Origin of the sequence: Streptomyces sp. NPDC005393 (assembly GCF_040606675.1) — a bacterium.
Classification (GTDB): domain Bacteria; phylum Actinomycetota; class Actinomycetes; order Streptomycetales; family Streptomycetaceae; genus Streptomyces.
In genome coordinates this window covers 1-24203 of sequence record NZ_JBEXFG010000055.1, presented here as the reverse complement: position 1 = coordinate 24203, position 24203 = coordinate 1, and the positions used below count along the sequence as shown (strand labels likewise).

Sequence of the window (24203 nt, the reverse complement as noted above, 5' to 3'; positions counted from 1 at the left end):
CGGCACGCCGCGGCCTTGACCGCGGCGTGCCCGGGCGGCGCGCCGCGGTCATCAGCCGGCCGGGGCGGTGGTCCGCGCCTCCACCACGGCCAGCGCACCGACCGCACCCAGCAGGACGGCCGTGCCGACCACGGTCGCGGCCGTCAGCCGCTCGCCGAGCAGCACGACCGCGATGACCGATGCCGTGACCGGCTCGATGAGCGTGATCACCGTGACCGTGGTGGCACGGAGGGCGGCGAGGCCCGCGAAGTACAGGCCGTACGCGAGGGCCGTGGGGATCGCGACCATATAGATCATCAGCCCGAGCGTCCGTACGATGCCGTGCGCCTGCGGCCACAGCCCTTCCGCGACGGCGAACGGCAGCAGCAGCACCGCGCAGACGGCGAAGGACGTGAGCGTGGTGGTGTGCGGGTCACCGCCGCCGCCGTCGCGGCCGAGGTGGCGGGTGTAGAGGGTCATGGTGGAGTACCCGGCCGCGGCGAGCAGCGCCAGGACGACCCCGGCGGGGCGTACGGTCCCGGCCCCGTCCCCGCCGAGGACCAGCACCAGCAGCCCGGTCAGCCCGCCCGCGACGGCCAGCGCACCACCGGCGCCCAGCCGTTCGCCCATGGTCACCCGTCCGACGAGCGCGACCATCACCGGCGCCGCGCCGAGCGTGACCACGGTCCCGACGGCGAGCCCGGTGACCTCGACGGCCCCGAAGTAGGCGGCCTGGAAGACGGTCAGGCCGATACCGGTGACAAGGATCCGCACGGCCCGCCGCCCGGCCGGCTCGTACGGGCGCGGCGTAGCGCGCCCGGCCCGGTGACGCGCCCGGACCGCCCGGGCGGCGAGCAGCAGGACACACCCGCCCAGGGCCCGCCAGAAGGTCAACGCGAGGGGGCCGAGCCCGCTGTTGCCGTACAACAGCGCGGCGGCCGCGCCCGCGGTACCCCAGGAGGTGGCGGCGACGATGACATAGAACAGCCCACGGCCCACGGGCAGGGCGGGGGAAGGGGAAAGAGAAGGCAGCACGAGGTGTTCTCCCGCGGAAGACAGAAAAGGGATCGCGTCATTCCGTATGCGGGCAGCCGATGGGCGGGCGACTCGACGGCACCGCACCCCGCCCGCCGCCATCATGGGACGGGCGTGGGAGTCGTACGCCTGAGTACGCCGCGGCATCGCAGCATCGCGCGCGCCTGAACGGACCGGTCGACCCGGGATCAGAACCCGGGCCACGGCCTCAAGGCGGCGGCCGCCCGCGCTATGCGGCGGGAGGCGGAAGAACAGTCATCGGCATGATCGGAATGCTAGCCCACCGCCGAGAACCCCGCTGACCAGCCCACATCGTGGACCGGCCCGCCTTGCCGCCAGGGCCCGCCGCTCAGCTGACCGGCGGGCCCTCCGTCGCACGCTCCCGGTCTCCGTCCGCCGGAATCGGCCCCGACGCCGCCACCGGTTCGGCCGCGGCCGCCTTGGGGGCGGACGTCTGGGCGATGAGGGCGCCCGTCAGCACCACCACACCGCCGACGACCTGCACCGTGCCCAGGTGCTCGTCCAGCAGCACCCAGGCCAGGACGGTCGCGATGACCGCCTCCAGGCAGGCGACCACGCCCGCCACCTGCGGCGAGAGGCGCCGGACCGAGAGGACACCGGTGAGGTAGGCGACCACCGTCGCGACCAGGACGATCCAGCCGAGCAGCAAAACGGCGGGCACCCGCGCCCCGGCCAGGTCGGCGCGGCCGGTGAGGACCGACCACTCCATCTGCCAGGGGCGGCCGACGACGGTGAGGGTCGCGGCGCCGATCAGCAGGCCGTAGGCGATGACACCGAGCGGATCCGCCGCGTCCTGGCCGTCGCTGCCGTGGTCGGAGAGGACGAAGTAGCCGACCTGGCAGCAGGCCGCGCCGAGGGCGAGCAGCAGACCGATGGCGTCGAAGCTCAGCCCCGACCACACCTCCACCACACACGCCAGCCCGCCGACGGCGAGGACGACACCGATCGCCGCGGCGCGGCTCACCGGCCGGCGCTGGACGAACCGCACCCACCCCAGCACCAGGGCGGGCGCGAGGTATTCGACGAGCAGCGCGACGCCCACCGGTATCCGGGAGAGCGCCGCGAAGAAGCACGCCTGCACACCCGCCACGGCCAACAGGCCGAACCCCAGGAGCAGGGCGGGGCGGCGGGCCGGCAGCCGGCGGTGGCGCCAGGCCAGGGGCAGCATGACGAGGGCCGCGCCCGTCACCCGCAACCAGGTGACCTCGAGCGGTGCGAGCCCCGCCTCGATCAGCGGCTTGGCGGCGACCCCCGATCCGCCGAACGCCAGTGCCGATGCCAGGGCGAGCCCCAAGCCGACGTTCCGTTCCTGAGGCCGGCTCCGACCGTGAGTTACGTGCACCGGCTCATCATGCCAGCTCACGTCAGGACCGTCATCCCGTTGACTGCTGGCACACCTCGCCGTTCAGGGCCATGACCAGCAGGTCGACATCGACCCCCGCCCGCCGCAGCACCTCCACGGCCCGGCACTGCCGGTCGCGCAGGAGGGCGGCGAGGAGGTCGGGGCCGTCGGCCCGGAGCGCGCCACGGGCCGCGGCGCGCCGGATCGCCGCCTCCATGGCCGCCACCGCGGCGGGCGACCAGCCGGCCACGGCCTCCTCCGCGCGCCCCACCACCGGCACCGCGCCCGAGTCCTCGACGGTGCCGCTCCACCGCAGGCCGTATCCGATGGTGCGCTGCACCAGATAGCCGAGCAGCCGCACCACCTGCGGCGGGCCACCGGCGAAGGCGGCCCGCACGCGCGGGTCGGACTCCAGCAGGGAGTGCAGCAGATGGGCGGTGTCGAGGTGCTTGTCGCCGTCGCGTACGGCACGCCTGCGGGCACCCGCGACCACAGCGGTCAGTGGTTCGCTGAGCCGGCCCGCGAATCCGGCGTCGGCCGGGCCGGTGGAAGGGGTACGACTTCGCACGCTCTCACCCCATCAGTCCCTTGAGGCCGGAGCATCCACGCCGAGAAGCATGTGCACATCCCACGGTAGTTGTGCATGGTTGACCGGCCCTCATCCTCGGGGAGGAGGACCGCGACATTCCGGTCGCACTTCGCACCCGGAAACTGACGAGACGTCAGTATTGAAGGTTCGCCACCCCGGGGCTACGTTGCGCCCTGCCCGCAGTACCCGCGGAAGGGATGGCCCATGCCCGAGGTCAGCGCACAGCTACGCATCGAGGCACCGGCCGAGAAGGTCTGGGCCACGCTCACGGACTTCTCCCCGTACGGCGACTGGAACGCCACCCACACCGGCTTCCCGCACGGCGGCCCCGCCTCCCTCGAGGCCGGGACGACCTACCAGGAGAACATGAAGCTGATGGGTTTTCCGGCCGAAGTGACCTGGACCGTCGAGGAGTACGAGCCGGCCCGGCTGCTCACCACCCGGGGCAAGGGCCCGATGGGCGTGCGCCTCGCGACGCGCTACGCGCTCACCCCGGACGGCGACGCGACGACGGTGCGCGTCGCGTTCACGGGCGGTCTCGCTGATGGCCGGCAAGCTGAAGGACTCGGCAGCCGGCGCGCTGGACGAGTCGCTGCGCAGACTCGGCGCGCTGGTCGCCTGAGATCTCCGCCCCGTCACCCCCGCACGGCCGTGCCCCCTCCTCCGGCAGGACTCAACCCTCGCCGCCCGGAGCGCGCTCGCCACCGTCCCCGCCGTCGTCCTCGTGCTCGGCGAGGATCAGATACATGCGCTTGCGCGACTCGTTGATCACGGCGACGGCCTTGCGCCGCTGCTCCGCCGTGCCGGTCTTCCAGACCTGGGTGAACGCCTCCATCAGGCCGAATCCGGCCTGCCGGACCTCCTGCATCGCCTCCCAGTCGACGCCGCGCCCGGCCTCTTCCCACGGGGCCGCCGGCCCCGCCTCGGCCTCGGCGCGACCGGCCTCGGTGAGCGCGAACAGCTTCTTGCCGCCCTCGCTCTCGCTGGCGATCAGCCCCTCGTCCTCGAGGAGTTGCAGCGTCGGATAGACCGAGCCGGGGCTCGGCCGCCACGCTCCACCGCTGCGCTCGGCGATCTCCTGGATCATCTCGTAGCCATGCATCGGGCGGTCCTTCAGCAGCGCCAGGATCGAGGCGCGTACATCGCCACGCCGCGCCCGCCCGCGCGGCCCACGGCCGCCGGGTCCGCCGCGGCCACGGCCACCGAACGGAGGCCCGCCGAAAGGCGGTCCGCCGAATCCGGGGCCGAACGGGCCGAAGGCCGCGCGCCGCCCCTCGTGGTCACCCCGGCCGCGGTGGCCGGGCCCACCGTGCTCATGTCCATGTCCATGTCCGTGTCCATGGGAACGCATCGTGACGCTCCTTTCATCATCGATCCATCACGATGCCTCAACGATATATCGGAACCGATCGGATGACAACGCCCGGATCCCTCCCGGCAGGTCCACCCCCCGGAAATTGGCCATGGCTCGCGCCGCCGCCCGCCGCCTACGGTCGGTCCATGCGGATACGAATCGTCGACGCGTTCACCGACCGCCCCTTCGCCGGCAACCCGGCGGGGGTCGTACTCCTCGACACCGATGCCTTCCCGGACGACGACTGGCTGCAGCAGGTCGCCTCCGAGGTCAATCTCTCGGAAACCGCCTTCGCCCACCCGCTGCCCGCCGGGGCCGGGGCCGACTGGGCGCTGCGGTGGCTGACCCCGACCACCGAGGTCGCCATGTGCGGCCATGCCACGCTCGCCACCGCCCATGTGCTGCGCACCACGGGCACCGCGACCGGCACCGTCCGCTTCGCCACCCTGAGCGGAGTGCTGTCCGCGACCGGCGACGACAGTGGCGCGATCACCCTGGACTTCCCGACCGCCCCGCTGACCGAGATCGAGGTGCCGACCGCGGCGGCCGACGCGCTCGGCGCGGAGATCCGCTCCGCCCATGACACCGGGCCGAACGTCGGCGATCTGCTGGTGGAGCTCGCCGACGAGAAAACCGTACGGGCCCTCGCCCCCGACTTGGCGGCGCTCACCCACCTCGTCCGCCGGGCCGTCATCGCGACCGCGTTCCCCGAGGACCCGGCCCGCGGCTACGACTTCGTCTCGCGCGTCTTCGGCCCGGCCATCGGCATCGACGAGGACCCGGTGACCGGCAGCGCGCACACCGCGCTCGCGCCGTTCTGGTCGGCGCGGCTCGGCCGCGACGAGCTGACCGGCCTCCAGGCGTCCGCTCGCACCGGATTGGTCCACACCGCGCTGCGCGGCGACCGCACGCTGCTGACGGGCAACGCCGTCACGGTCATCGACGGCGAACTCCTGGTCTGAGCCACCACGCAGGCCCGCTCCCCGCCACCGTGCACCCCGGCCGCCCGGCGGCGGCCGGACCCCGCGTGGCCCTCCGGCCCAGCGGGCATCAGGACAGCGGCCGCCGGAGGCCGCACCCGCTCCGGATATCGCCGTGGTCGCCGGCCGGGGACGGCCAGGGACGGCCGGGGACGGCCGGGGACGGCCGGGGACGGTGACAGGGCAGGGCGTGCGCCGCTCAGGCGGTGGGCAGCCAGTCCACCTTGCCCGCCAGCAGGGCGTATCCGACGAAGGCCACGATGTCGATCAGCGCATGCGCGGCGACCAGCGGCCCGACCCGCCCCCACCGGCGGTAGAGCAGCACGAAGACCACGCCCATCGCCATATTGCCGAAGAAGCCGCCGATCCCCTGGTAGAGGTGGTACGAACCGCGCAGCACCGAGCTGGCCAGCAGCGCGGCCATCGGGGTCCAGCCCGACTGCCCGAGCCTGCGCAGCAGATAGCCGACCACGACCACCTCCTCCAGCACCGCGTTCTGCACGGCGGAGGTGATGAGCACGGGGATCTTCCACCACACATCGGGCAGCGCCTCGGGCACCACCGTCAGATTGCCCCCGGCGGCCCGCGCGCCGAGGTAGAGCAGCAGTCCGGTGCCGCCTATGGCGGCCGCGACCGCGGCGCCCCAGCCCAGGTCGGAGCGCGGCCGGCGCCGGTCGAAGCCGATCGCGCACAGCCCGGCGCCCTCCCGCAGCAGCAGATGCGCCACGAGCGCGACCGGCACCAGCGCGGTCGCGATCCCGAAGAGCTGCCAGGCGAGATCCAGCCAGGGCCGCCCCGGCGCCTCGGAGGCGTTGAGCGTGGCGGCCTGGTCCTTCAGCCCGCCCGGTTTGGTCACCGAGCCGACAAAGCTGATCAGCGCGGACAGTCCGCTGGCGCCGAGCGACAGCGCCAGTACGAGCAGCGTCTCATTGCGCAGGATCCGCCGCGAGAGCCCGTCCTCGAACACCGGCGGCTCCGCTTCGCGCGCCTGTGACCGCACTTCTGCCTCCACTTCCGCGCACCACCGGCCACTCCGATCGCTCTGGCCTCGATGGTCGCTCCGCAGGGGACAATACGGGGTCGAGGTCCGCGACGTTCGACCACTCCGACGGCCGCTGTCCGGAGGTGAAGGGGAGGGCGGACTGACCGGCGCCCGCCCCGTCCCCGGAGGCCGTCACCCGGAGAGATCGGCCGGCCAGGTGTGCACCGGTGCGTCGGTCCGCATCAGGGCGATGTACCGGCGGGTCACGGCAGCGAGCGCGGCGTCCCGGCCGAGCCCGCTGCCGAGCGCCCGGTGGTACGTCGCGGCCTGCCAGGACGCGCCGTTGACGCGCAGTTTGCAGCGCTCCTCGATCACTCCGAGATAGCGGTCGCGGTCGGCGGGTTCGACACCCCACGCGTCCAGCCCGGACGCGGCGAGCGGCAGCAGCTCCTCCCGTACGAGCCGTACGGCGGGGGTCCGGGCCAGGGACGCGGACCGGCCGGACCTGGGCCACTGGAGGACCGCGTCGATGCCGTGCCGGCACGCCGCGTCGAAGTTGGCCTCGGCGGCGGTGAACGGCAGCCGTGTCCACACCGGGCGGGTCTCCTCGGCGAGCGCCCTGACCAGTCCGTAGTAGAAGGCGGCGTTGGCGATGACATCGGTGACAGTGGGGCCCGCGGGCAGCACCCGGTTCTCCACCCGCAGATGCGGAACGCCGTCCACGACGTCGTAGACGGGCCGGTTCCAGCGGTAGATCGTGCCGTTGTGCAGCACCAGCTCCTGGAGCTCGGGCACGCCGCCCTCGTCCAGCACCCGCAGCGGGTCCTCGTCCCCGCCGGTCGACAGCAGCGGTGGGAAGAAGCGCAGATTCTCCTCGAAGAGCTCATACGCGTCGCTGATCCAGCGCTCGCCGAACCAGGTGCGCGGCCGCACGCCCTGGGCCGCGTACTCCGGCGGGCGGACGTCGGTGGCCTGCTGGAACAGCGGCGGCCGGGACTCGCGCCAGATCTCCCGGCCGAAGACGAAGGGGGAGTTGGCGCCGACGGCGACCTGTACGCCGGCCACCGCCTGCGCCGCGTTCCACACGGCCGCGAAGCGCCTCGGGGTGACCTGGAGATGCAGCTGCACGGAGGTGCAGGCCGCCTCGAGGGCGATGGAGGCGCTGGCGTAGCTGAATCGCTCCTTCCCCTCGATGTCGACGAGGAAATCCTCGCCGCGGGCGGCCAGCATCTGCTCGTTGAGGAGTTTGTAGCGATCGTCGTAGGAGAGGTTCGCGGATCCCAGGTCCCGGGCGGCGAGGGTCGGAAGAATTCCGATCATCACGATTTCGGAGGAGACCTCCCGCGCCTTGCGATCGGCATATGACAACCCGGTCCGGAGCTCTTCCGAGAGCCGGTCGAGAACCCGTCCGTGCAAACGGTGCGGCACGATGTTCACTTCAAGATTGCACTGCCCGAGTTCGGTCTGGAAATCGTGACTCGCGATGCGCTCCAGAACCTCCGCGTTCATCATCCTCGGCAGCCCGTCGGCACCGGCGAGATTCAGCTCGATCTCCAGCCCCATGAGATTCTTCGGGCGGTCGAATCGCTTGTCGGCCAGGAGCCGGCCCAGCCCGTCGAGGCACTGCCGGAGCCGTCCGCGCTGCCGCTGCCGACCGGACGGATCGAACTCGCCGGCTACGACCTTCTCCCCCATCGAAGCGTCCCTCCTCGAGTGGATCACCGGCACAAGCCGCGTACACCGCCCTCGATGATGCCCACCAATGTGATCGATAACGCCACATGCGCCTCGCCCAGCCGGTACTCTCTCAAGAGCCGCGCATTCCGCCGGGAAATGAACCGGCGAGATCCAGCCTACCGCGATGGCGGTAAAATGCCAGGTCATATCCGTTCATCTGGCATGGAATCGGGGAAAACCCCCGCGCCCTCCGGGTCCTGATAACCCCTTGTACGCAATACGGGGTGCGGCTAGCCGAAACATGACGGGAACACTCGTCGTATAAACTCCGGCTAACGAGGCAGAGAGACAACGCCCGGACCGTTTGTTCCGGCCCCCTTTGACCCGCGTTCCACCGACAGCGCCGCCCCGACCTGGCCCGCTATCGCTCCACCGTGTCTCCTAAGTGAGAGGCGACCCACCATGCCGCTGCATGTGCCCCCGGCCCCCGCGCCCGCCCTGCGCAGCGTCCTCACGGCCCTTGGCTCCCCCACCGCCGTCCGCGAGGCCCGCACTCCCGAACTTTCCACCCTGCCCGGCCCCTTCGAACCCGAACTCCCGCTCCCCGTCCATGTGATGGACGAGATCACCACCCCCGCGGGCCCCCCACGGACCCGGCTCACCGGATGGCGGTTCCTGATCCGCGACGGCGACCGCACGGTGGCCGCGGCGGAGGCGATGCTCACCGCCGACGGCTGGGCCTTCTCGCACTTCTCCGAGGGCCCGTACGTCGGATCGGCCGAACTGGCCCTGCGTCAGGCCGAGTCACTGCCCTCGGCGTACCAGCCGCGGCTGCTGTCCATCCCCGAGCTCTACATGGTCACGCTCTGGCTGCACGGCGACACCGCCGCGGACGCCGCCGAGGGCGGTCTGGGCGCCGGCGACCTGCTGGTGCCGCTCGCCCCGGCCCCGCCCGGTATCGCCGCCCACCGGGCACACCCCGCAACGGATCTGCTGCCCGTGCTCACCCTCCGGCTGACCCCGGCTCCCTTGCTTGGCTCACCTGCCTGACCTGCTCTTTCATCACGGCCGAAGCGCCCCGTGACCACCGGGTCACGGGGCGCTTCGGCGCATCCTGGTAACAGTCCCGCCGGGATGAACCGTCCGGACGGGTGATGCGTCATTATCTAGCGAGACCGGTGCCACGAAATCCCTGCGGAATCAGACCCGTAGGGCAACACTGGGAGCCAACCGACCAACTCACCACGGGGGGCGGCCATGAAAGCCGCAGCGAGCCGCAGGACAATCACCACTCCGCAGCGAAAGAACCCTGCCATGTGCCAGCACCAACCACCCTGTCCGTCAGCCGAATCCGCCGACCGGGAGGCCGCCCATCTCGTGGCGCACCACCCGGAGCAGGGCTGGAGCCTGCTGTGCAACGGTGTCCTGCTCTTCGAGGACACCGGTGAGCTGCTGCCGGACGGGCGCGTCATCGCACCGTGCCGGCCGCTGGGTTCCGAGCACATCGCGACCGCCGCCTAGCTTCGACACGTGGGCGGCACCACACACAGGGGCCGGCCCGGCGCATCGCCGAACCGGCCCCGCTGACGAGGTCGCAGACCCCCCGTCAGCCCTCGTAGGACTCCAGCGGCGGGCAGGAGCAGACGAGGTTACGGTCCCCGAAGGCCCCGTCGATCCGCCGTACCGGCGGCCAGTACTTGTCGGCAGCGACGACCCCGGCCGGGAAGACCGCTTCCTCCCGGGTGTACGGGTGGTGCCACTCCCCGCCCAGCGACGCGGCCGTATGCGGCGCGTTCCGCAGCGGGTTGTCCTCCTTGGCCCACTCCCCCGAGCCGACCTTCTCGATCTCCGCGCGGATGGCGATCAGCGCCTCGCAGAACCGGTCCAGCTCCGCCAGGTCCTCGCTCTCCGTCGGCTCGATCATCAGCGTCCCGGCGACCGGGAACGACATCGTCGGCGCGTGGAAGCCGTAGTCGATCAGTCGCTTGGCCACATCGTCGACGGTCACCCCGGTCGCCTTGGTGAGCGGCCGCAGATCGACGATGCACTCATGGGCCACCAGACCGCCGGGGCCGGTGTAGAGCACCGGGTAGTGCGGCTCCAGCCGCTTGGCGATGTAGTTGGCGGAGAGCACCGCGACCTGGGTCGCGCGGCGCAGCCCCTCGGCGCCCATCAGCCGGATGTACGCCCAGGAGATCGGCAGGATCCCCGCGGAGCCCCACGGCGCGGCCGAGACCGGGCCGACGCCGGTGGCCGGACCCGCGGCGGGCTGCAGCGGATGGTTGGGGAGGTAGGGGGCCAGATGTTCGCGCACCGCGACCGGGCCGACGCCGGGGCCGCCGCCGCCGTGCGGGATGCAGAAGGTCTTGTGCAGATTCAGATGCGAGACATCGCCGCCGAACCGGCCCGGCTCGGCGAGCCCGACCAGCGCGTTGAGGTTGGCGCCGTCCACGTACACCTGGCCGCCCGCGTCGTGCACCGCCGCGCAGACCTCGGTGATGTGCTCCTCGAACACCCCGTGCGTGGAGGGGTAGGTGACCATGAGGACGGCCAGCTCGTCGCCGTACTGCTCGATCTTGGCGCGCAGATCGTCGGTGTCCACCTCGCCGTCCTCGCCGGTCTTGACCACGACGACCTTCATGCCGGCCATCACGGCGCTGGCCGCGTTGGTGCCGTGCGCGGAGGACGGGATCAGACAGACGGTGCGCCGGCTGTCCCCGTTGGCCCGGTGGTACGCCCGCACGGCCAGCAGCCCGGACAGCTCGCCCTGCGATCCGGCGTTCGGCTGGAGGGAGACCTTGTCGTAGCCGGTGACCTCGGCCAGCCGCTCCTCCAGCTCGCGGATCAGCGTCAGGTAGCCATGGGCCTGCTCGACCGGCACGAAGGGGTGCAGCGCGCCGAACTCGGGCCAGGTGACCGGCTCCATCTCGGTGGTGGCGTTGAGCTTCATGGTGCAGGAGCCGAGCGGGATCATGCCCCGGTCCAGGGCGTAGTCCCGGTCGGCCAGGCGCCGCAGATAGCGCAGCATCGCGGTCTCGGAGCGGTGCTGGTGGAAGACCGGGTGGCTCAGATACGCGTCGGTGCGCAGCAGACCCGCGGGCAGCGCCTCGCCCGCCGTGGCATCGAGCTCGTCGATACCGGGGACGCCGGGGCCGTCGCCGGCTCCGCCGTCCACGCCGAAGGCGGACCATACGGCGGCGAGCTGGGCGCGTCCGGTGGTCTCGTCACAGGCGATGCCGACGTGGTCGGCGTCGGTGAGCCGCAGGTTGACCCCGGCCTCACGGGCCGCGGCGACGACCACGGCGGCGCGGCCGGGCACCCGCGCGGTGAGGGTGTCGAAGAACGCGTCGTGCACGAGCTCGACACCGCCCGCCCGCAGCCCCTCGGCGAGGACGGCGGCGTAGCGGTGGGTGCGGCGGGCGATGGCCGCGAGCCCGTCGGGGCCGTGGTAGACCGCGTACATCCCGGCCATCACGGCCAGCAGGACCTGGGCGGTGCAGATGTTGCTGGTGGCCTTCTCCCGGCGGATGTGCTGCTCACGGGTCTGCAGCGCGAGCCGGTACGCCTTGTCGCCGTCGGCGTCCACGGAGACGCCGACGAGCCGGCCGGGCAGGTTGCGCGCGAACGACTCCCGTACGGCCATGAAGCCGGCGTGCGGGCCGCCGAAGCCCATCGGCACGCCGAACCGCTGGCTGCTGCCGACCGCGATGTCCGCGCCCAGCTCGCCGGGCGGGGTCAGCAGGGTGAGCGCGAGCAGATCGGCGGCGACGGTGACGATCGCCCCGAGCTCATGGGCCCGCTCGATGACGGGGCGCGGGTCGCGCACCGCGCCGGAGGCGCCCGGGTACTGGAGCAGCACGCCGAACACGCCGCGCTCGGCGGCCTCGTCCGGGATGCCGTCGGTCAGGTCGGCGACGACCACCTCGACACCGGCCGGCTCGGCGCGGGTCTGGATGACCGCGATGGTCTGCGGCAGACAGTCGGCGTCAACCAGGAAGACGCCCTCCTTGACCTTGCCGGCGCGCCGCGAGAGCGCCATGGCCTCGGCGGCGGCCGTGCCCTCGTCGAGCAGCGAGGAACCGGCGGTGGGCAGCCCGGTCAGGTCGGCGACGACGGTCTGGAAGTTCAGCAGGGCTTCCAGCCGGCCCTGGGAGATCTCCGGCTGATAGGGCGTGTACGCCGTGTACCAGGCGGGGTTCTCCATGACGTTGCGCAGGATCACCGGCGGGGTGAAGGTGCCGTAGTAGCCGAGGCCGATCATCGACGGCAGCACCTGATTGCGATCGGCGAGACCGCGCAGCTCGGCGAGGACCTCGGCCTCGCTGCGGGCCGGGGGCAGGCGCAGCGCCCCGGCGCTCTTTATGACGTCCGGCACGGCGGCCTCGGTCAGCTCGTCGAGCGAGCCGAAGCCGACCTGGGCGAGCATCTTGGCCTGCGCCTCACTGTCGGGACCGATATGGCGCTGCTCGAACGGAGTACAGCGCTCCAGGTCGGAGAGTGAGATGCGGTTGGCGGTCATCTGCGGGGGCCTCCTGGTCTGTAACGACCGGCGAGGGGCACCGCGGCGCGGGTGCCCGGACGGCCTCCCCCTCTGTCATCTCAACCTGAGAGCTTCACCGGTCCCCGTGCCGCGGACCGGCTTTCACCGTCGGTGAGGAGGGGTTCGGGAGCCGTACTCGCCCGTGGCCCACCCTGCTTTCCAGAGTGACCTCGCCCGCGCGGTACGTGTGCCTGAGAGATTCCGGGGAGGATTTGCTCCTTCGGCGCCTCCGACAGCGTCGGCGGAGGACTCTCCCGCACGGGGTCTGCAGCCACAGTCAGCGTACCAGCGCATCTGTCGCCGGGGCTGGTCACCGACCGCTCGAGTGGCCGTGCGCGGCGATGTGGCTTTTTGTAGGTATCACTGGAGAATTGCCACCCTGTGGGAGAGAGCGTGCAGACCGATATCGACCCGCGGACCCTGATCGGCCGCAAGGCATTCGACCGCGAGGGCGCCAAGATCGGCACCGTGGACGAGGTCTATCTCGACGACGCGACCGGCGAGCCCGAATGGGCGGCGGTACGCACCGGACTGTTCAGCCGGGACGTCTTCGTACCGCTCGAACCGAGCGAGGTCGTCGGCGACACGCTCCGGGTGCCGTACGACCGGGCACTGATCAAGGACGCGCCGGACTTCGGGGTCGGCCGCCATCTCTCTCCCGAGCAGGAGCTGCAGCTGTACCACCACTACGGGCTCGATGTGACCGGCGGCTGACCCCCGCCGACGCCTGCTTCCCGCTCCGCGGGCCGTACCAGCGGCAGCGGCTCGCCCGGCTCCAGCGCCGGGTCGTCGACGGGGAAGGTGCGCACCCGCCCCGGCTCCGACCAGGGTTCCTCGAACCGCACGGTCACCCGGCCCACCCCGCTCCCCTGCACCCAGCCCGCCCCGAACTCCGCATGCCGCACATCGGACCCCGGCAGCCAGCGCCGCGACTTCCCGGCGCCCTCAGCGGCCCCTTGCGCGCCCGCACCCGCGGGCTCGGGCATTTCGGCGCCCGAGGCCCGCTCCGCCTCCTCCAGGGCGTCGTGGGCGGCCTGCGCGGCCTGTGCGAAGAGATCCTCCTGGGTGAAGTCCGCGAGACCGCTCACGCCCACCCCCAGCAGCCGCACCCCCGCCGTGGTGTCCACGCCCTCGATCAGCCGCGCCGCGGCCTCCCGCACCACCCCCGGGTCGTCCGTGGGCCCGCGCAGGGTCTCCGACCGGGTGAGCGTCGAGAAGTCGTACCGCCGCACCTTGAGCACGACCGTGCGCCCCGAGCGGCCCGCGGCGCGCAGCCGCTGGACACAGCGGTCGGCGAGCCGCGCGACCTCCAGCTGCACCCGGGTGCGGTCGGTCAGGTCCACGTCGAAGGTGTCCTCCACGGATACGGATTTGGTGTCCCGCTCGGCGACCACGGGCCGCTCGTCCCGGCCGCTCGCCATCAGATGCAGCGACGCCCCGTGGGCCCGTCCCAGCAGCCGCACCAGCTCCGCCTCGCCCGCCTCCCGGGTCTCGGCCACGGTGTGGATCCCGGCCCGGCGCAGCGCCTCCGCCGTGGCGGGGCCGACGCCCGGAAGCGTACGCACCGGCAGGGGGTCGAGCAGCTCCCGCTCCGTCCCGGGCTCGATGATCACGAGGCCGTCGGGCTTGGCCTCCTCCGAGGCGATCTTGGCGAGCATCTTGGATCCGGCGAGCCCTACGGAGCCGGTCAGCCCGGTCGCCGCCCGGATATCGGCCCGCAGCCGCTCCCCCACGGCGCGCGCCGCCCGCGCGCTGGGCTCGGTGCCGCCCGCCTCCAGATCCACGAACGCCTCGTCCAGGCTCAGCGGCTCCACCAGCGGCGACAGGGTGTGCAGCAGGGCCATGACCACATCGCTCACCTGGCGGTAGAGGGTGAAGCGGGGGGTCAGATACGCCGCGTTCGGACACAGGCGGCGGGCCTGGGCCATCGCCATGGCCGAGTGGACCCCGAACACCCGCGCCTCGTACGAGGCCGTGGAGACGACGCCACGCGGCCCGAGACCGCCCACGATCACCGGCTTGCCGCGCAGGCTGGGCTTGGCCGCCTGCTCCGCCGCGGCGAAGAAGGCGTCCATGTCCAGATGCAGAATCGTCGGCGCGCCCCTCACATCTACCCCTTTTTTTGAGGGCTCGGTTCGCCTCCGGGGCGCTCAAGCCACTGTCGACGGTCGACCGTGCTCGACCCCTCGTTCCTCGGGGCCTCCGCGCGCTCTCCCTTACGACAGCGGCGCGCCCCTTCGGCTCGCCCCCAGCTACCGCTGGAAGGTGCCCCCAACCGGGAGCCGGGGGCACCCCAAACCGGATGGGAACCCGAAGGGCCTCCGCGCGCTCTCCCTTTCGACAGCGGCGCGCCCCTTCGGCTCGCCCCCAGCTACCGCTGGAAGGTGCCCCCAGCCGGGGGCCGGGGGCACCCCAAACCGGATGGGAACCCGAGCGGCCTCCGCGCGCCCTCCCTTACGACAGCGGCGCGACGACAGCGGCGCGCCCCAGCCGGGGCCCGTCTCGGACCCGCGCCCTCAGCCCGCCTTGTTGCGCCGGGCCGCGAGCTCGTCGGCGGGGTTGTGCCCGACGAGCGTCTCGCCAGTGTCCACCCGCTCGCCGTGCAGCTGGGACAGCGCGCTCTCGACATCCCGCCAGACGACGCCGACGGCGATCCCGAAGACGCCCTGGCCGCCCTGGAGGAGGTCGACGACCTCGTCGGGCGAGGTGCATTCGTAGACGGTCGCGCCGTCGCTCATCAGCGTCATCTGGGCGAGGTCGTCGAGACCGCGGGTCCGCAGATGCTGGACGGCCGCCCGGATGTTCTGCAGGGACACGCCGGTGTCCAGCAGCCGCTTCACGATCTTCAGGACGACGACGTCCCGGAAGCTGTAGAGCCGCTGGCTGCCCGAGCCGTACGCGGGCCGCACGCTCGGCTCCACCAGCCCCGTACGGGCCCAGTAGTCCAACTGGCGGTAGGTGATGCCCGCGGCCGCGCATGCGGTGGGGCCGCGGTAACCGACCCGCTCCCTCCCCCCCGCGGCGGGCTCACGCGGCGGCGCGGCCTGTGCCGCGACCCGAGCTTTGAGTGCCGGATCGGCCGGTGCGCTCCCTGGGAGCGTATACGGACCGCCGGCCGCTGTGCCGTCGCCGGTGCTTCTCACGCCGACCTCCGTCCTCGACCTGCCATCTTGAAGGTAGGCAGTCACCCGGGGTGCGTCAACGATCGCCACACTCGGCACGCCGAGTGATAATCACCCTGAGGGTGGTTTCCCGTGTCCCTCTTCCGGGAAAGGCTACTCGAATGCGCTGGCGAGGACCGGCAGACCGCCCACGGACGGCGGTTCACTGACCCAGGTCACTGGCTGCTGGTGCCGAAGTCCTCGGGCGAGATCTGGTCGAGGAACTCGCGGAACTTCTCCACCTCGTCCTCCTGCTCGTCCGGGATCGCGATACCCGCGTCGTCCAGCACCCCGTCACTGCCGTAGATCGGCGTCCCGGTGCGCAGCGCGAGCGCTATGGCGTCGGACGGCCGCGCACTGACCTCCACGCCGCTGGCGAAGACCAGCTCCGCGTAGAAGACCCCCTCCCGCAGATCCGTGATCCGGACCTCCGTGAGCTGCTGGCCGACCGCCTCGAGTACGTCCTTGAAAAGGTCGTGGGTCAGCGGGCGCGCCGGAGCCATGCCCTGCTGAGCGAAGGCGATCGCGGTCGCCTCCCCTGGTCCGATCCAGATGGGGAGGTAGCGGTCGCCTCCCACTTCACGCAGGAGCACGATCGGTTGGTTGGAGGGCATTTCCACCCGGACACCCACGACGTCGAGCTCGTTCACACAGCAACCCTAGGACGTGCCCGCCCGGTTTGGATAGTCGGGGCCGAATCGCTCAGGGCGTCTGGGCCCGCAGAGCCGACTGCACAAGGGCCGCGTGAAGCCGTACGGAGAGCGTGGCGAGCTCCCGCGCACTTGCCTCCGCATGCGCTCTGGTCTGCGGATTTCGATGCAGCCGCAGCGGAGCGACCACCTGCTCGACCAGCCCCGCCTCGCGCTCGGCGGCCGCTTTCATGATTCGCAAATGGCGTGGTTCCAGACCGAAACGGCCGAGCTCGGCGAGGAGCCGGGCGACGGTCACCGCCTCGATGTCGTACCCGCCGCCCTCGACCGGCACGATCAGCCCGTACGACTCCCATTCGGCCAGCTCAGCCTCGCTGACCTCGGCCGTCGCCAGCAGCTCGGCACGGCCCACCCGGGGGGCCGTCGGGCCGTCCGGGACGGTCCGTGCGCAGCCGTCGATCAGCTCACCCTGCTGCGCCCCTTGCGAAACGGCGGGGAGCTGCGGCTTCTCCCCGCGCTCCAGGGCCTCCAGATGCTCCCGGATGACCTTGAGCGGCAGATAGTGGTCACGCTGCATCCGGAGGATGTGGCCGAGCCGCTCCACATCCTCCTGGCTGAATTTGCGGTAGCCGGACGGGGTGCGCCTCGGCTCCACCAGACCTTCCGACTCCAAGAAACGGATCTTGGAGATGGTGACCTCGGGGAACTCGTCCCGCAGCAGATTCAGCACGGTGCCGATGCTCATCGACCGGCTGCCCGCGGGGGCGGTGCCGGCATCGGCACCGCCCGACGGTGTCTGAAGCATGGACCTCCCCTGACGGGTCAGATGCCGACGCCCCGCTGGCTCGGGTAGAAGACCAGCCGGTACTTACCGATCTGCACCTCGTCGCCGCTGGACAGCACCACCGGCGCGTCGATCTGCTCCCGGTTGACATACGTCCCGTTGAGGCTGCCGACGTCCACGACGGTGAAGCTGCCGTCCTGGCCGCGCTGGAACTCGACATGGCGGCGGGAGACCGTCACATCGTCCAGGAAGATGTCGCTCTGCGGATGGCGGCCGGCCGTGGTGATATCGCTGTCCAGCAGGAAGCGGCTGCCCGAATTCGGCCCGCGGCGGACCACCAGCAGGGCCGATCCCAGGGGCAGCGCCTCGACGGCGGCCTGGGCCTCCGGGCTGAGCGACGGCAGCTGCGTCTGCCCGGTCACCTCGGAGTCGTACGCCTCGATGCCGGAGATCGAGATCGTCGAGGTCGTCTCCGAGGCGCGCTCGGAGGGCACTCCGCCCCGCAGCGGCGCGCCGCAGTTGGAACAGAACCGGCTGGCCTCGGCGTTCCGGTGCCCGCACCTATTGCAAACAGGCAAACCGAACCCTCCACCACTAGAGGTCGATGGTTCCTCGAAACCTATGCGTCCGGCCGCCGAGGGGTCAACAGAAGACGCGCCCTGGCCGCCCGAAATGTCGCCGCCCTGCGCGCCGATCTGGTCCCGGAAGAGCGGACGCTCCTCGGTCCCCCCTCCACTCTCCTCCGCGCTACGCGGGGCACGATGACGAGCGGTGCTGCTGCCGCCGTCCTGGCGGGCACTCTTGCCGAACAACTTCCCGAACAACTTCACGGGCGATTCCCCTTGACTGAAACAGACCCGCCCGTGGGGCAGGACAAACCCTCGATGCACACACCAGACGGTCCGGACATCCTCACAACGTCCGTGACCACCAGACAGTTTCCATCACGCACGACTCTTCCGGTGCGTTGACCCCCCGCATCCACATGGTCTCCCCGAGAGACCCTCATTTCGAACCGCCTCACCGTGATGACGACCGAGCGTAGTCAGGCCGCTTCGCCGATCGCAAGGCATCCACAACGATCTTCTTGTCCCGCACGACGGACACAGTGGCCTGCTCCTTCTCCAGACTCTGCACCACTCCGCCCGGAATGTTCAGCGCCGGCTCCAGATCCTCCGGCTTGCCGATCACCTTGACAACGTACGGGGGCGTCACTTTCCGTCCATCGATTTCGACCGCCCCGCCGCTGTCCGAAAAGTACGTGTTGGCGACCACTCGGACCTTGCCGATCTGGATCGCCTCGGCGCCCGCCGCCCGCAGCTCCTGGACCGCGTCGAGCAGCATGTCGGCCTCGACGGAGCCATGGGAGTCGTTGATGGTCATCGTGATGCCCGGCCCCTGGGCGGCGACCGTGCCCGCGAGCACGCCGAGCTGCTGCTCCTTCTGGAGCGTCTGCTTACGGGCCTCCTCGGCCTGGTCCGAGCTGTTCTCCAGCTCGGTCCGCTGGCTCTCGAGGCGGCGCTTCTCATCCTGCAGCCGCTGGGTGCGGGCGTCCAGCTCATCGAGGATCCGTACCAGATCCTCCTGGCGGGCGCCGCGCAGCACGCTGTTCTCGTTGGTCGAACGCACCTGGATGGCCAGGCCCAGACCAAGGCCGAAAAGCAGCAGGGCGACGATCAGCTGCGCGCGGGTCAGCCGGGGCGGCCATACGCCCTTCACCAGTCGCCGGCGGCCGGTCAGCGGCTCCTCGGCCGTCTGCCCGGCCTCGGGCTCGGGCGCGGGCTCCCAGTGGTCTCCGGGCCCCTTCCGAGGCCCGTCGTCGGGGATCGCGCCGGCGGGCTCGCCGCGCGGCGCCTCCGGCGGCAGGGGCTTGCCCGCCGCGGGCCCGGGGCGAACGGCCCTGGGGACGGCGGGCCCGGGCCCGGTGGCGTTGGGCCGGTCCGGTTCGCCCCGGCGCTCGGGCCCCTTCTCCGGCTGCTCCGGCTTCCCGGCAGCCGCCTCGGGCCGCTCGGGCTTCCCGGCCGCCACCTCGGGCCGCTCGGGCTTCCCTGCCGCCGCCTCGGACTTCTCGGGCTGGGCCGGCTGCCGGGGCTTTTCCGGCTGCCGGGGCACCCCGGTCCGCTCAAGCGTCTCGAGCCGTTCGGGCCGCTCGGGCTTCGACCGCTGCTCCGGCTTCTCGGACCGCTCGGGGGCGTCGGGCTTCTCCGGGCGCTCCGGGGTACCGCGCTGCTCGGACGGCTCCGGGCGCTCCGGCTTCTCAGGGGTCTCGTCGGTCGTCATCGGCCTCACGCCCGGAACACATGGCGCCGGATCGCGGCGGCGTTGGAGAAGATGCGGATACCGAGCACGACCACGACTCCCGTCGACAGCTGGGCGCCGACGCCGAGCTTGTCACCAAGGAAGACGATCAGCGCGGCCACCACTACATTGGACAGGAACGATACGACAAAGACCTTGTCGTCGAAGATCCCGTCCAGCATGGCCCGGAAGCCGCCGAAGACGGCGTCGAGCGCCGCGACGACGGCGATCGGCAGATAGGGCTCGACCACCGTCGGCACCACGGGTCGGACCACAAGCCCGACCACGACTCCCACGATGAGGCCCAATACGGCGATCACGATGTGCCCTTCCCTGTGTCGGCGACACCCTTGCCGGCGTCACCGGCTATCGGTTCTGCGGTACGTACGATCAGACTCGGCGCGGCCGGAAGCCGGACCGTGTCCTGGGCGGAGATGCTCGTGCGGATGTCGTAGTTCTCCTGCAGGACATGCAGGTACTGTCCGTCGGCACTGTCCTGGAAAGCGGTACTCAGCCGCCGCCCGTCCCCCACCGCGAGCACCGTATACGGCGGTGCCAGCGGCTTGTTGTCGACCAGTATGGCGTCTCCCGCGGCCCTGATCGCCGACAGCGCGGTCAGCCGCTGTCCGTTGATCGAGATGGCCTCCGCCCCCGACTCCCACAGGCCGTTGACGACGCGCTGCATATCGTGGTCGCGCACCCGCCCCGTATCGGAGAAGTCGGCGCTCTCGCGCGGTCCCCCGCCGCTGCTCGTCGCCTGCTTGGCGTCGTTGACCACCAGCTTCACACCGGGGCCCGTCACCTCGTTCGCCCCCGCGAGCAGTGCGACCAGATCGGCCTTGGCCCCGCCGTGCTTCTCCAGCGCCTGCCGCTGCTTGTCCCCCACCTCGCCGCGGAGCTTGTCCACGCCCTTGGCGAGCTGATCCGCCTTCGAGTTCCCCGACTCGATGCGGTCGATGAGTTCTCCCCGTTCCTTGGCCAGCGTCGGCGCCGATATCCGAGCCTCGGCGGCACCGATGGTGACCACGACGGCCACCATCACCAGCCCGAGAGCCAGCACCAGCCTGCCGCGCAGCGTACGCGGCAGACCGGAGCGGCCCGTCTCCCCGCGCCGCGCGGTGGCCTCGGCGTATCCGTCGTCAAGACTGTGGTCCATCACATTGGTCAGCAGCGACATGGACGCGTCGAGGCGCGGGCGCGGACTCGGCGATGCTGTGCTCCGAACGGGGGGCTGCTGCGACATGCCGCACATCGTCGCACGTCGGGAGCGCCGTCACCCAATGGCCCCACCGGCGTGCCGGTTCCGGGGCCTCGGGGCGGCGCCCCGACGCGCTCAGACGTGCTCGGACGGCCCGTGAATCAGCGCCCCGCGCTGTCCACGATCGCGGACCACTCATCGAGCAGAGCCTGCGCGGACGCGTCGTCCGGACCCTCCGCCCACAGATGGGTGACCGCCTCGGCCGGGTCGGGCAGCACCATGACCCAGCGCCCGTCGGCCTCCACGACCCGCACACCGTCGGTGGTGTCGACGTCACGGTCGCCCGCCGCCTCCACCACATGCCGCATGACCAGACCCTTGACCGCCCACGGAGTGGCCAGATCACGCCGCTGGACATGCGCCCGCGGAATCCGGGCGTCGATCTGGCTCAGGGTCAGCTGGGTGCGCGCCACCAGGCCGATCAGCCGTACGAAGGCGGCCGTACCGTCGAAGACGCTGCTGAACTCGGGAATGATGAAACCGCCGCGCCCATCGCCGCCGAAGATGGTCGTCTCCGATCTGGCGACCCGGGTGAGGTCGTCCGCGGCGGTCGTCGTCCACTCCACCTCGGTGCCGTGGTACGCCGCGACCTGCTCGGCGATACGGGTCGTGGTCACCGGCAGCGCGACCCGCCCGCTCCGCCGCTCCGCGGCCACCAGATCCAGCATGACCAGCAGCGCCCGGTCGTCCTCCACGATGCGGCCCCGCTCGTCGACGAGCGAGAGCCGCTCGCCGACCGGATCGAACCGCATGCCGAAGGCCGCGCGGGCCGAGGCGACGATTTCACCGAGCCGGGCGAGCCCCGAGCGGCGGGCGTCGGCGGTCTCGGTCGGACGCGACTCGTTCAGGCCCGGGTTGATGGTCAGCGCGTCCACACCGAGCCGGCCCAGCAGGCTCGGGAGAACGAGCCCGGCGCTTCCGTTGGAAGCGTCCACGACAACCTTGAGACCGGACTCGGCGATCCCGCTGATGTCCACGGCCCGCAGCAGCGAGCCCGTGTACGAGTCGAAGACGCTCGACGGGAAGCTGAGGTCGCCGATCTCCCCCGGGAAGGCCCGCCGGTACTCCTGGCGCGCGTACACCCGGTCCAGCTTGCGCTGGCCGCCCGCGGAGAGGTCCGCGCCGCGCTCGTCGAAGAACATGATGTCCACCGAGTCGGGGACCCCGGGGGACGTACGGATCATGATGCCGCCCGCGCTGCCGCGCGCGGTCTGCTGACGGGCCACCGGCAGCGGAACGTTCTCCAGGTCCCGCACATCGATGGCACTGGTCTGCAGGGCGGAGATCATCGCCCGCTTGAGGGCGCGCGCGCCACGGGAGTGGTCGCGTGCCGTGGTGACCGTGGAGCCCTTTTTGAGCGTCGTCGCATACGCCCCGGCCAGCCGCACCGCGAGCTCCGGGGTGATCTCCACATTGAGGATCCCGGAGACGCCCCGGGCGCCGAACAGATGGGCCTGGCCCCGGGACTCCCAGATGACCGACGTGTTGACGAACGCGCCCGCCTCGATGGTCTTGAAGGGATAGACGCGGACATTGCCCTGGACGATCGACTCCTCGCCGATCAGGCATTCGTCGCCGATGACCGCGCCGTCCTCGATCCGGGCGGCACGCATGATGTCGGTGTTCTTTCCGATCACGCAGCCGCGCAGATTGCTCTGCTGGCCGACATAGACGTTGTCGTGGACGACCGCCTTATGGAGGAACGCGCCGCTCTTCACGACGACGTTGGAGCCGACGACGGTGTGCTCGCGGATCTCGGCGCCGGCCTCCACCTTGGCGTAGTCGCCGATATAGAGCGGCCCGCGGAGGTCGGCATCCGGATGCACATCCGCGCCTTCGGCGACCCATACGCCGGGCGAGATCTCAAATCCGTCGAGCTCGACGTCGACCTTGCCTTCGAGGACGTCGGCCTGGGCCTTGACATAGCTCTCATGGGTGCCGACGTCCTCCCAATAGCCCTCGGCGACATAGCCGAAGATCGGCTTGCCCTCCTTCATGAGCTGCGGGAAGACATCGCCGGACCAGTCGACGGGAACGTCGGGCTCGACATAGTCGAAGACTTCCGGCTCCATCACATAGATGCCGGTGTTGACGGTGTCGGAGAAGACCTGGCCCCAGGTGGGCTTCTCCAGGAAGCGCTCGACCTGGCCCGCCTCGTCGACGATGGTGATACCGAACTCGAGGGGATTGGGAACCCGCGTCAGGCATACGGTGACGAGCGCGCCCTTTTCCTTATGGAAATTGATCAGCTCGGTGAGGTCGAAATCGGTCAGGGCATCACCCGAGATCACGAGAAAGGCATCGTCCTTGAGCGCCTCCTCCGCGTTCTTGACGCTGCCGGCGGTGCCGAGTGGCTTCTCCTCGTTGGCGTACGTGAGCTCCATGCCGAGCTCCTCGCCGTCACCGAAATAGTTCTTGACCAGGGACGCGAGAAACTGGACGGTCACCACGGTCTCGCTCAGTCCATGCCGCTTCAGCAGCCGCAGCACATGCTCCATGATCGGCCTGTTGGCCACGGGCAGTAGCGGTTTGGGCATGGTCGAGGTCATCGGGCGCAGGCGAGTTCCCTCGCCCCCTGCCATCACGACGGCCTTCATGTCGGAAGCGTCCTCCTTGAAGAGACGACGGTCATGCCGACCGTGCACGCCCGATGGCCCATACATATCGCTACGGGCACCCGGCCTCACAGGTTTGCCGCAACGGCGAGCTCAGTCGGCCGTGGCATCCGCCTTGACGAGCCGGCGGACTTGCACCACGTAGAGGACTCCTGCCCACCAATAGAGTGTTGTACCCCATCCGGCGAACGCCCATCCGAAAATAGCGGCGGTCGTGTGAAGCCAGCCACTTCCATCACTCAGAAGGAGCAAGGGGAAGGCGTACATGAGGTTGAAGGTGGCCGCCTTCCCGAGGAAGTTCACCTGGGGCGGCGGATAGCCATGGCGGCGGAGGATGCCGACCATCGCCAGCAGCACCAGCTCCCGCGCGAGGAGTACCGCGGGCAGCCAGAGGGGCAGGATCCCGCGCCAGGTGAGGCCGACGAGTGTAGACAGAATGTAGAGCCGGTCGGCGGCCGGGTCGAGGATTCGGCCAAGGCTGCTGATCTGATTCCAGCGGCGGGCCAGCTTGCCGTCGAGATAGTCGCTCACACCGCTGACCGCCAGCACCAGCAGCGCCCAGCCGTCGCTCTTGGGCCCGCCGAACTCCGGCCGGAGGATCAGCCACAGGAAAAGCGGCACACCGACGAGGCGCGCCGCGCTGAGGATGTTCGGGATGGTGAGCACACGGTCCGTCTGGACCCGTGTCTCCTGTACCTCCACCCGGGAGCCTCCTGTGGGAACAAGCCGATGATGCTCCATGACTCTACCGGCACGGCCACCCGGGTCCCGCACCGGGCCCAAGGGCGCATAACGACGAAAAGACCCCGAAGGGAAACCATGTTCCCTTCGGGGTCTTTTGTGAAATTTGTTCGGCGGCGTCCTACTCTCCCACAGGGTCCCCCCTGCAGTACCATCGGCGCTGAAAGGCTTAGCTTCCGGGTTCGGAATGTAACCGG

At 71.0% G+C, this 24203-nt stretch carries 21 protein-coding genes, 1 rRNA gene, 1 pseudogene and 1 riboswitch; of the genes and pseudogenes, 5 read left to right on the top strand and 18 right to left on the bottom strand.

The features are described from left to right. Nucleotides 1-51 precede the first annotated feature (51 nt). The 3 genes from ABZS71_RS30810 to ABZS71_RS30800 all read right to left on the bottom strand — a co-directional run bounded on the left by ABZS71_RS30810 (nt 52) and on the right by ABZS71_RS30800 (nt 2945). On the bottom strand, nt 52-1011 hold the full coding sequence (locus tag ABZS71_RS30810; RefSeq protein ID WP_356215299.1) for a DMT family transporter: 960 nt from the start codon (nt 1009-1011) through the stop codon (nt 52-54). A 352-nt stretch (nt 1012-1363) separates the two neighbouring features. After that, on the bottom strand, nt 1364-2329 hold the full coding sequence (locus ABZS71_RS30805) for an EamA family transporter (RefSeq protein WP_356215276.1): 966 nt from the start codon (nt 2327-2329) through the stop codon (nt 1364-1366). Nucleotides 2330-2408: 79 nt separating this feature from the next. Further along, a complete protein-coding gene (locus tag ABZS71_RS30800; RefSeq protein ID WP_356215274.1) occupies nt 2409-2945 on the bottom strand; it encodes a Clp protease N-terminal domain-containing protein in 537 nt (178 codons plus the stop codon). Nucleotides 2946-3170: 225 nt separating this feature from the next. Between ABZS71_RS30800 and ABZS71_RS30795 the strand changes: the two are divergent. Next, nucleotides 3171-3588 (top strand): annotated as a pseudogene (locus ABZS71_RS30795) (SRPBCC family protein). Between the two features lie 51 nt (nt 3589-3639). On the opposite strand, the gene ABZS71_RS30790 reads toward ABZS71_RS30795, so the two are convergent. Further along, complete coding sequence (locus ABZS71_RS30790) at nt 3640-4317, bottom strand: PadR family transcriptional regulator (protein ID WP_356215272.1); 678 nt, start codon at nt 4315-4317, stop codon at nt 3640-3642. Nucleotides 4318-4466: 149 nt separating this feature from the next. On the opposite strand from ABZS71_RS30790, the gene ABZS71_RS30785 reads away from it, so the two are divergent. After that, nucleotides 4467-5282, top strand: a complete 816-nt coding sequence (locus tag ABZS71_RS30785) for a PhzF family phenazine biosynthesis protein (protein WP_356215270.1) — start codon at nt 4467-4469, stop codon at nt 5280-5282. A gap of 217 nt (nt 5283-5499) precedes the next feature. On the opposite strand, the gene ABZS71_RS30780 is transcribed toward ABZS71_RS30785, so the two are convergent. Then, nucleotides 5500-6300 (bottom strand): CPBP family intramembrane glutamic endopeptidase, encoded by an 801-nt coding sequence (locus ABZS71_RS30780; protein ID WP_356215268.1) that lies wholly within the window; start codon nt 6298-6300, stop codon nt 5500-5502. Nucleotides 6301-6474: 174 nt separating this feature from the next. After that, nucleotides 6475-7977, bottom strand: coding sequence for a glutamate--cysteine ligase (locus ABZS71_RS30775; RefSeq protein ID WP_355856861.1), 1503 nt, complete (start codon nt 7975-7977; stop codon nt 6475-6477). Nucleotides 7978-8421: 444 nt separating this feature from the next. On the opposite strand from ABZS71_RS30775, the gene ABZS71_RS30770 reads away from it, so the two are divergent. Together ABZS71_RS30770 and ABZS71_RS30765 are read left to right on the top strand one after the other, a co-directional pair. Continuing rightward, complete coding sequence (locus ABZS71_RS30770) at nt 8422-9009, top strand: hypothetical protein (RefSeq protein ID WP_356215266.1); 588 nt, start codon at nt 8422-8424, stop codon at nt 9007-9009. A 264-nt stretch (nt 9010-9273) separates the two neighbouring features. Continuing rightward, nucleotides 9274-9480: a DUF5999 family protein gene (locus ABZS71_RS30765; protein ID WP_355856867.1), complete on the top strand. Its 207-nt coding sequence runs from the start codon at nt 9274-9276 to the stop codon at nt 9478-9480. A gap of 85 nt (nt 9481-9565) precedes the next feature. Here ABZS71_RS30765 and gcvP read toward each other — a convergent pair whose 3' ends face one another. Further along, complete coding sequence (gene gcvP, locus ABZS71_RS30760) at nt 9566-12478, bottom strand: aminomethyl-transferring glycine dehydrogenase (protein ID WP_356215264.1); 2913 nt, start codon at nt 12476-12478, stop codon at nt 9566-9568. A gap of 190 nt (nt 12479-12668) precedes the next feature. Beyond that, nucleotides 12669-12766, bottom strand: a riboswitch (glycine riboswitch). Nucleotides 12767-12892: 126 nt separating this feature from the next. Here gcvP and ABZS71_RS30755 point away from each other — a divergent pair. After that, nucleotides 12893-13213, top strand: coding sequence for a PRC-barrel domain-containing protein (locus tag ABZS71_RS30755; RefSeq protein WP_355856873.1), 321 nt, complete (start codon nt 12893-12895; stop codon nt 13211-13213). On the opposite strand, the gene ABZS71_RS30750 is transcribed toward ABZS71_RS30755, so the two are convergent. From ABZS71_RS30750 to rrf, 11 genes are all read right to left on the bottom strand, one after another. Then, a complete protein-coding gene (locus tag ABZS71_RS30750) occupies nt 13186-14607 on the bottom strand; it encodes a DNA polymerase IV (protein ID WP_355856876.1) in 1422 nt (473 codons plus the stop codon). The genes ABZS71_RS30755 and ABZS71_RS30750 overlap by 28 nt on opposite strands. A 408-nt stretch (nt 14608-15015) precedes the next feature. Beyond that, complete coding sequence (locus tag ABZS71_RS30745) at nt 15016-15642, bottom strand: MerR family transcriptional regulator (RefSeq protein WP_355856879.1); 627 nt, start codon at nt 15640-15642, stop codon at nt 15016-15018. A gap of 194 nt (nt 15643-15836) precedes the next feature. Then, on the bottom strand, nt 15837-16310 hold the full coding sequence (locus ABZS71_RS30740; RefSeq protein WP_014058684.1) for a bifunctional nuclease family protein: 474 nt from the start codon (nt 16308-16310) through the stop codon (nt 15837-15839). 52 nt (nt 16311-16362) lie between these two features. Next, nucleotides 16363-17115 carry a MerR family transcriptional regulator gene (locus ABZS71_RS30735; protein WP_356215261.1) on the bottom strand — a complete coding sequence of 251 codons (753 nt, stop codon included), beginning with the start codon at nt 17113-17115 and terminating at the stop codon, nt 16363-16365. Nucleotides 17116-17132: 17 nt separating this feature from the next. Then, nucleotides 17133-17984: an FHA domain-containing protein gene (locus ABZS71_RS30730; protein WP_355856886.1), complete on the bottom strand. Its 852-nt coding sequence runs from the start codon at nt 17982-17984 to the stop codon at nt 17133-17135. Nucleotides 17985-18114: 130 nt separating this feature from the next. Beyond that, entirely contained in the window at nt 18115-19122 is a 1008-nt protein-coding gene (locus ABZS71_RS30725) for a DUF881 domain-containing protein (protein ID WP_356215297.1), read from the bottom strand. Nucleotides 19123-19379: 257 nt separating this feature from the next. Next, nucleotides 19380-19712, bottom strand: a complete 333-nt coding sequence (locus tag ABZS71_RS30720; protein WP_014058688.1) for a small basic family protein — start codon at nt 19710-19712, stop codon at nt 19380-19382. Continuing rightward, nucleotides 19709-20635: a DUF881 domain-containing protein gene (locus ABZS71_RS30715; protein ID WP_356215259.1), complete on the bottom strand. Its 927-nt coding sequence runs from the start codon at nt 20633-20635 to the stop codon at nt 19709-19711. The genes ABZS71_RS30720 and ABZS71_RS30715 overlap by 4 nt, the downstream gene beginning before the upstream one ends. A 116-nt stretch (nt 20636-20751) precedes the next feature. After that, entirely contained in the window at nt 20752-23247 is a 2496-nt protein-coding gene (locus ABZS71_RS30710) for a mannose-1-phosphate guanyltransferase (RefSeq protein WP_355856893.1), read from the bottom strand. Nucleotides 23248-23358: 111 nt separating this feature from the next. Beyond that, nucleotides 23359-23967, bottom strand: coding sequence for a CDP-alcohol phosphatidyltransferase family protein (locus ABZS71_RS30705; protein WP_355856896.1), 609 nt, complete (start codon nt 23965-23967; stop codon nt 23359-23361). A 147-nt stretch (nt 23968-24114) separates the two neighbouring features. Then, nucleotides 24115-24203: ribosomal RNA gene (rrf, locus tag ABZS71_RS30700) — 5S ribosomal RNA — on the bottom strand; the annotation flags it as partial.

What these genes read in the sequence shown, in the direction of transcription:
- ABZS71_RS30790 (WP_356215272.1), bottom strand. Translation starts at nt 4,317, where the DNA reads ATGCGTTCCCATGGACACGGACATGGACATGGACATGAGCACGGTGGG.
- ABZS71_RS30785 (WP_356215270.1), top strand. Translation starts at nt 4,467, where the DNA reads ATGCGGATACGAATCGTCGACGCGTTCACCGACCGCCCCTTCGCCGGC.
- ABZS71_RS30775 (WP_355856861.1), bottom strand. Translation starts at nt 7,977, where the DNA reads ATGGGGGAGAAGGTCGTAGCCGGCGAGTTCGATCCGTCCGGTCGGCAG.
- ABZS71_RS30770 (WP_356215266.1), top strand. Translation starts at nt 8,422, where the DNA reads ATGCCGCTGCATGTGCCCCCGGCCCCCGCGCCCGCCCTGCGCAGCGTC.
- ABZS71_RS30765 (WP_355856867.1), top strand. Translation starts at nt 9,274, where the DNA reads ATGTGCCAGCACCAACCACCCTGTCCGTCAGCCGAATCCGCCGACCGG.
- gcvP (WP_356215264.1), bottom strand. Translation starts at nt 12,478, where the DNA reads ATGACCGCCAACCGCATCTCACTCTCCGACCTGGAGCGCTGTACTCCG.
- ABZS71_RS30735 (WP_356215261.1), bottom strand. Translation starts at nt 17,115, where the DNA reads ATGCTTCAGACACCGTCGGGCGGTGCCGATGCCGGCACCGCCCCCGCG.
- ABZS71_RS30715 (WP_356215259.1), bottom strand. Translation starts at nt 20,635, where the DNA reads ATGTCGCAGCAGCCCCCCGTTCGGAGCACAGCATCGCCGAGTCCGCGC.
- ABZS71_RS30710 (WP_355856893.1), bottom strand. Translation starts at nt 23,247, where the DNA reads ATGAAGGCCGTCGTGATGGCAGGGGGCGAGGGAACTCGCCTGCGCCCG.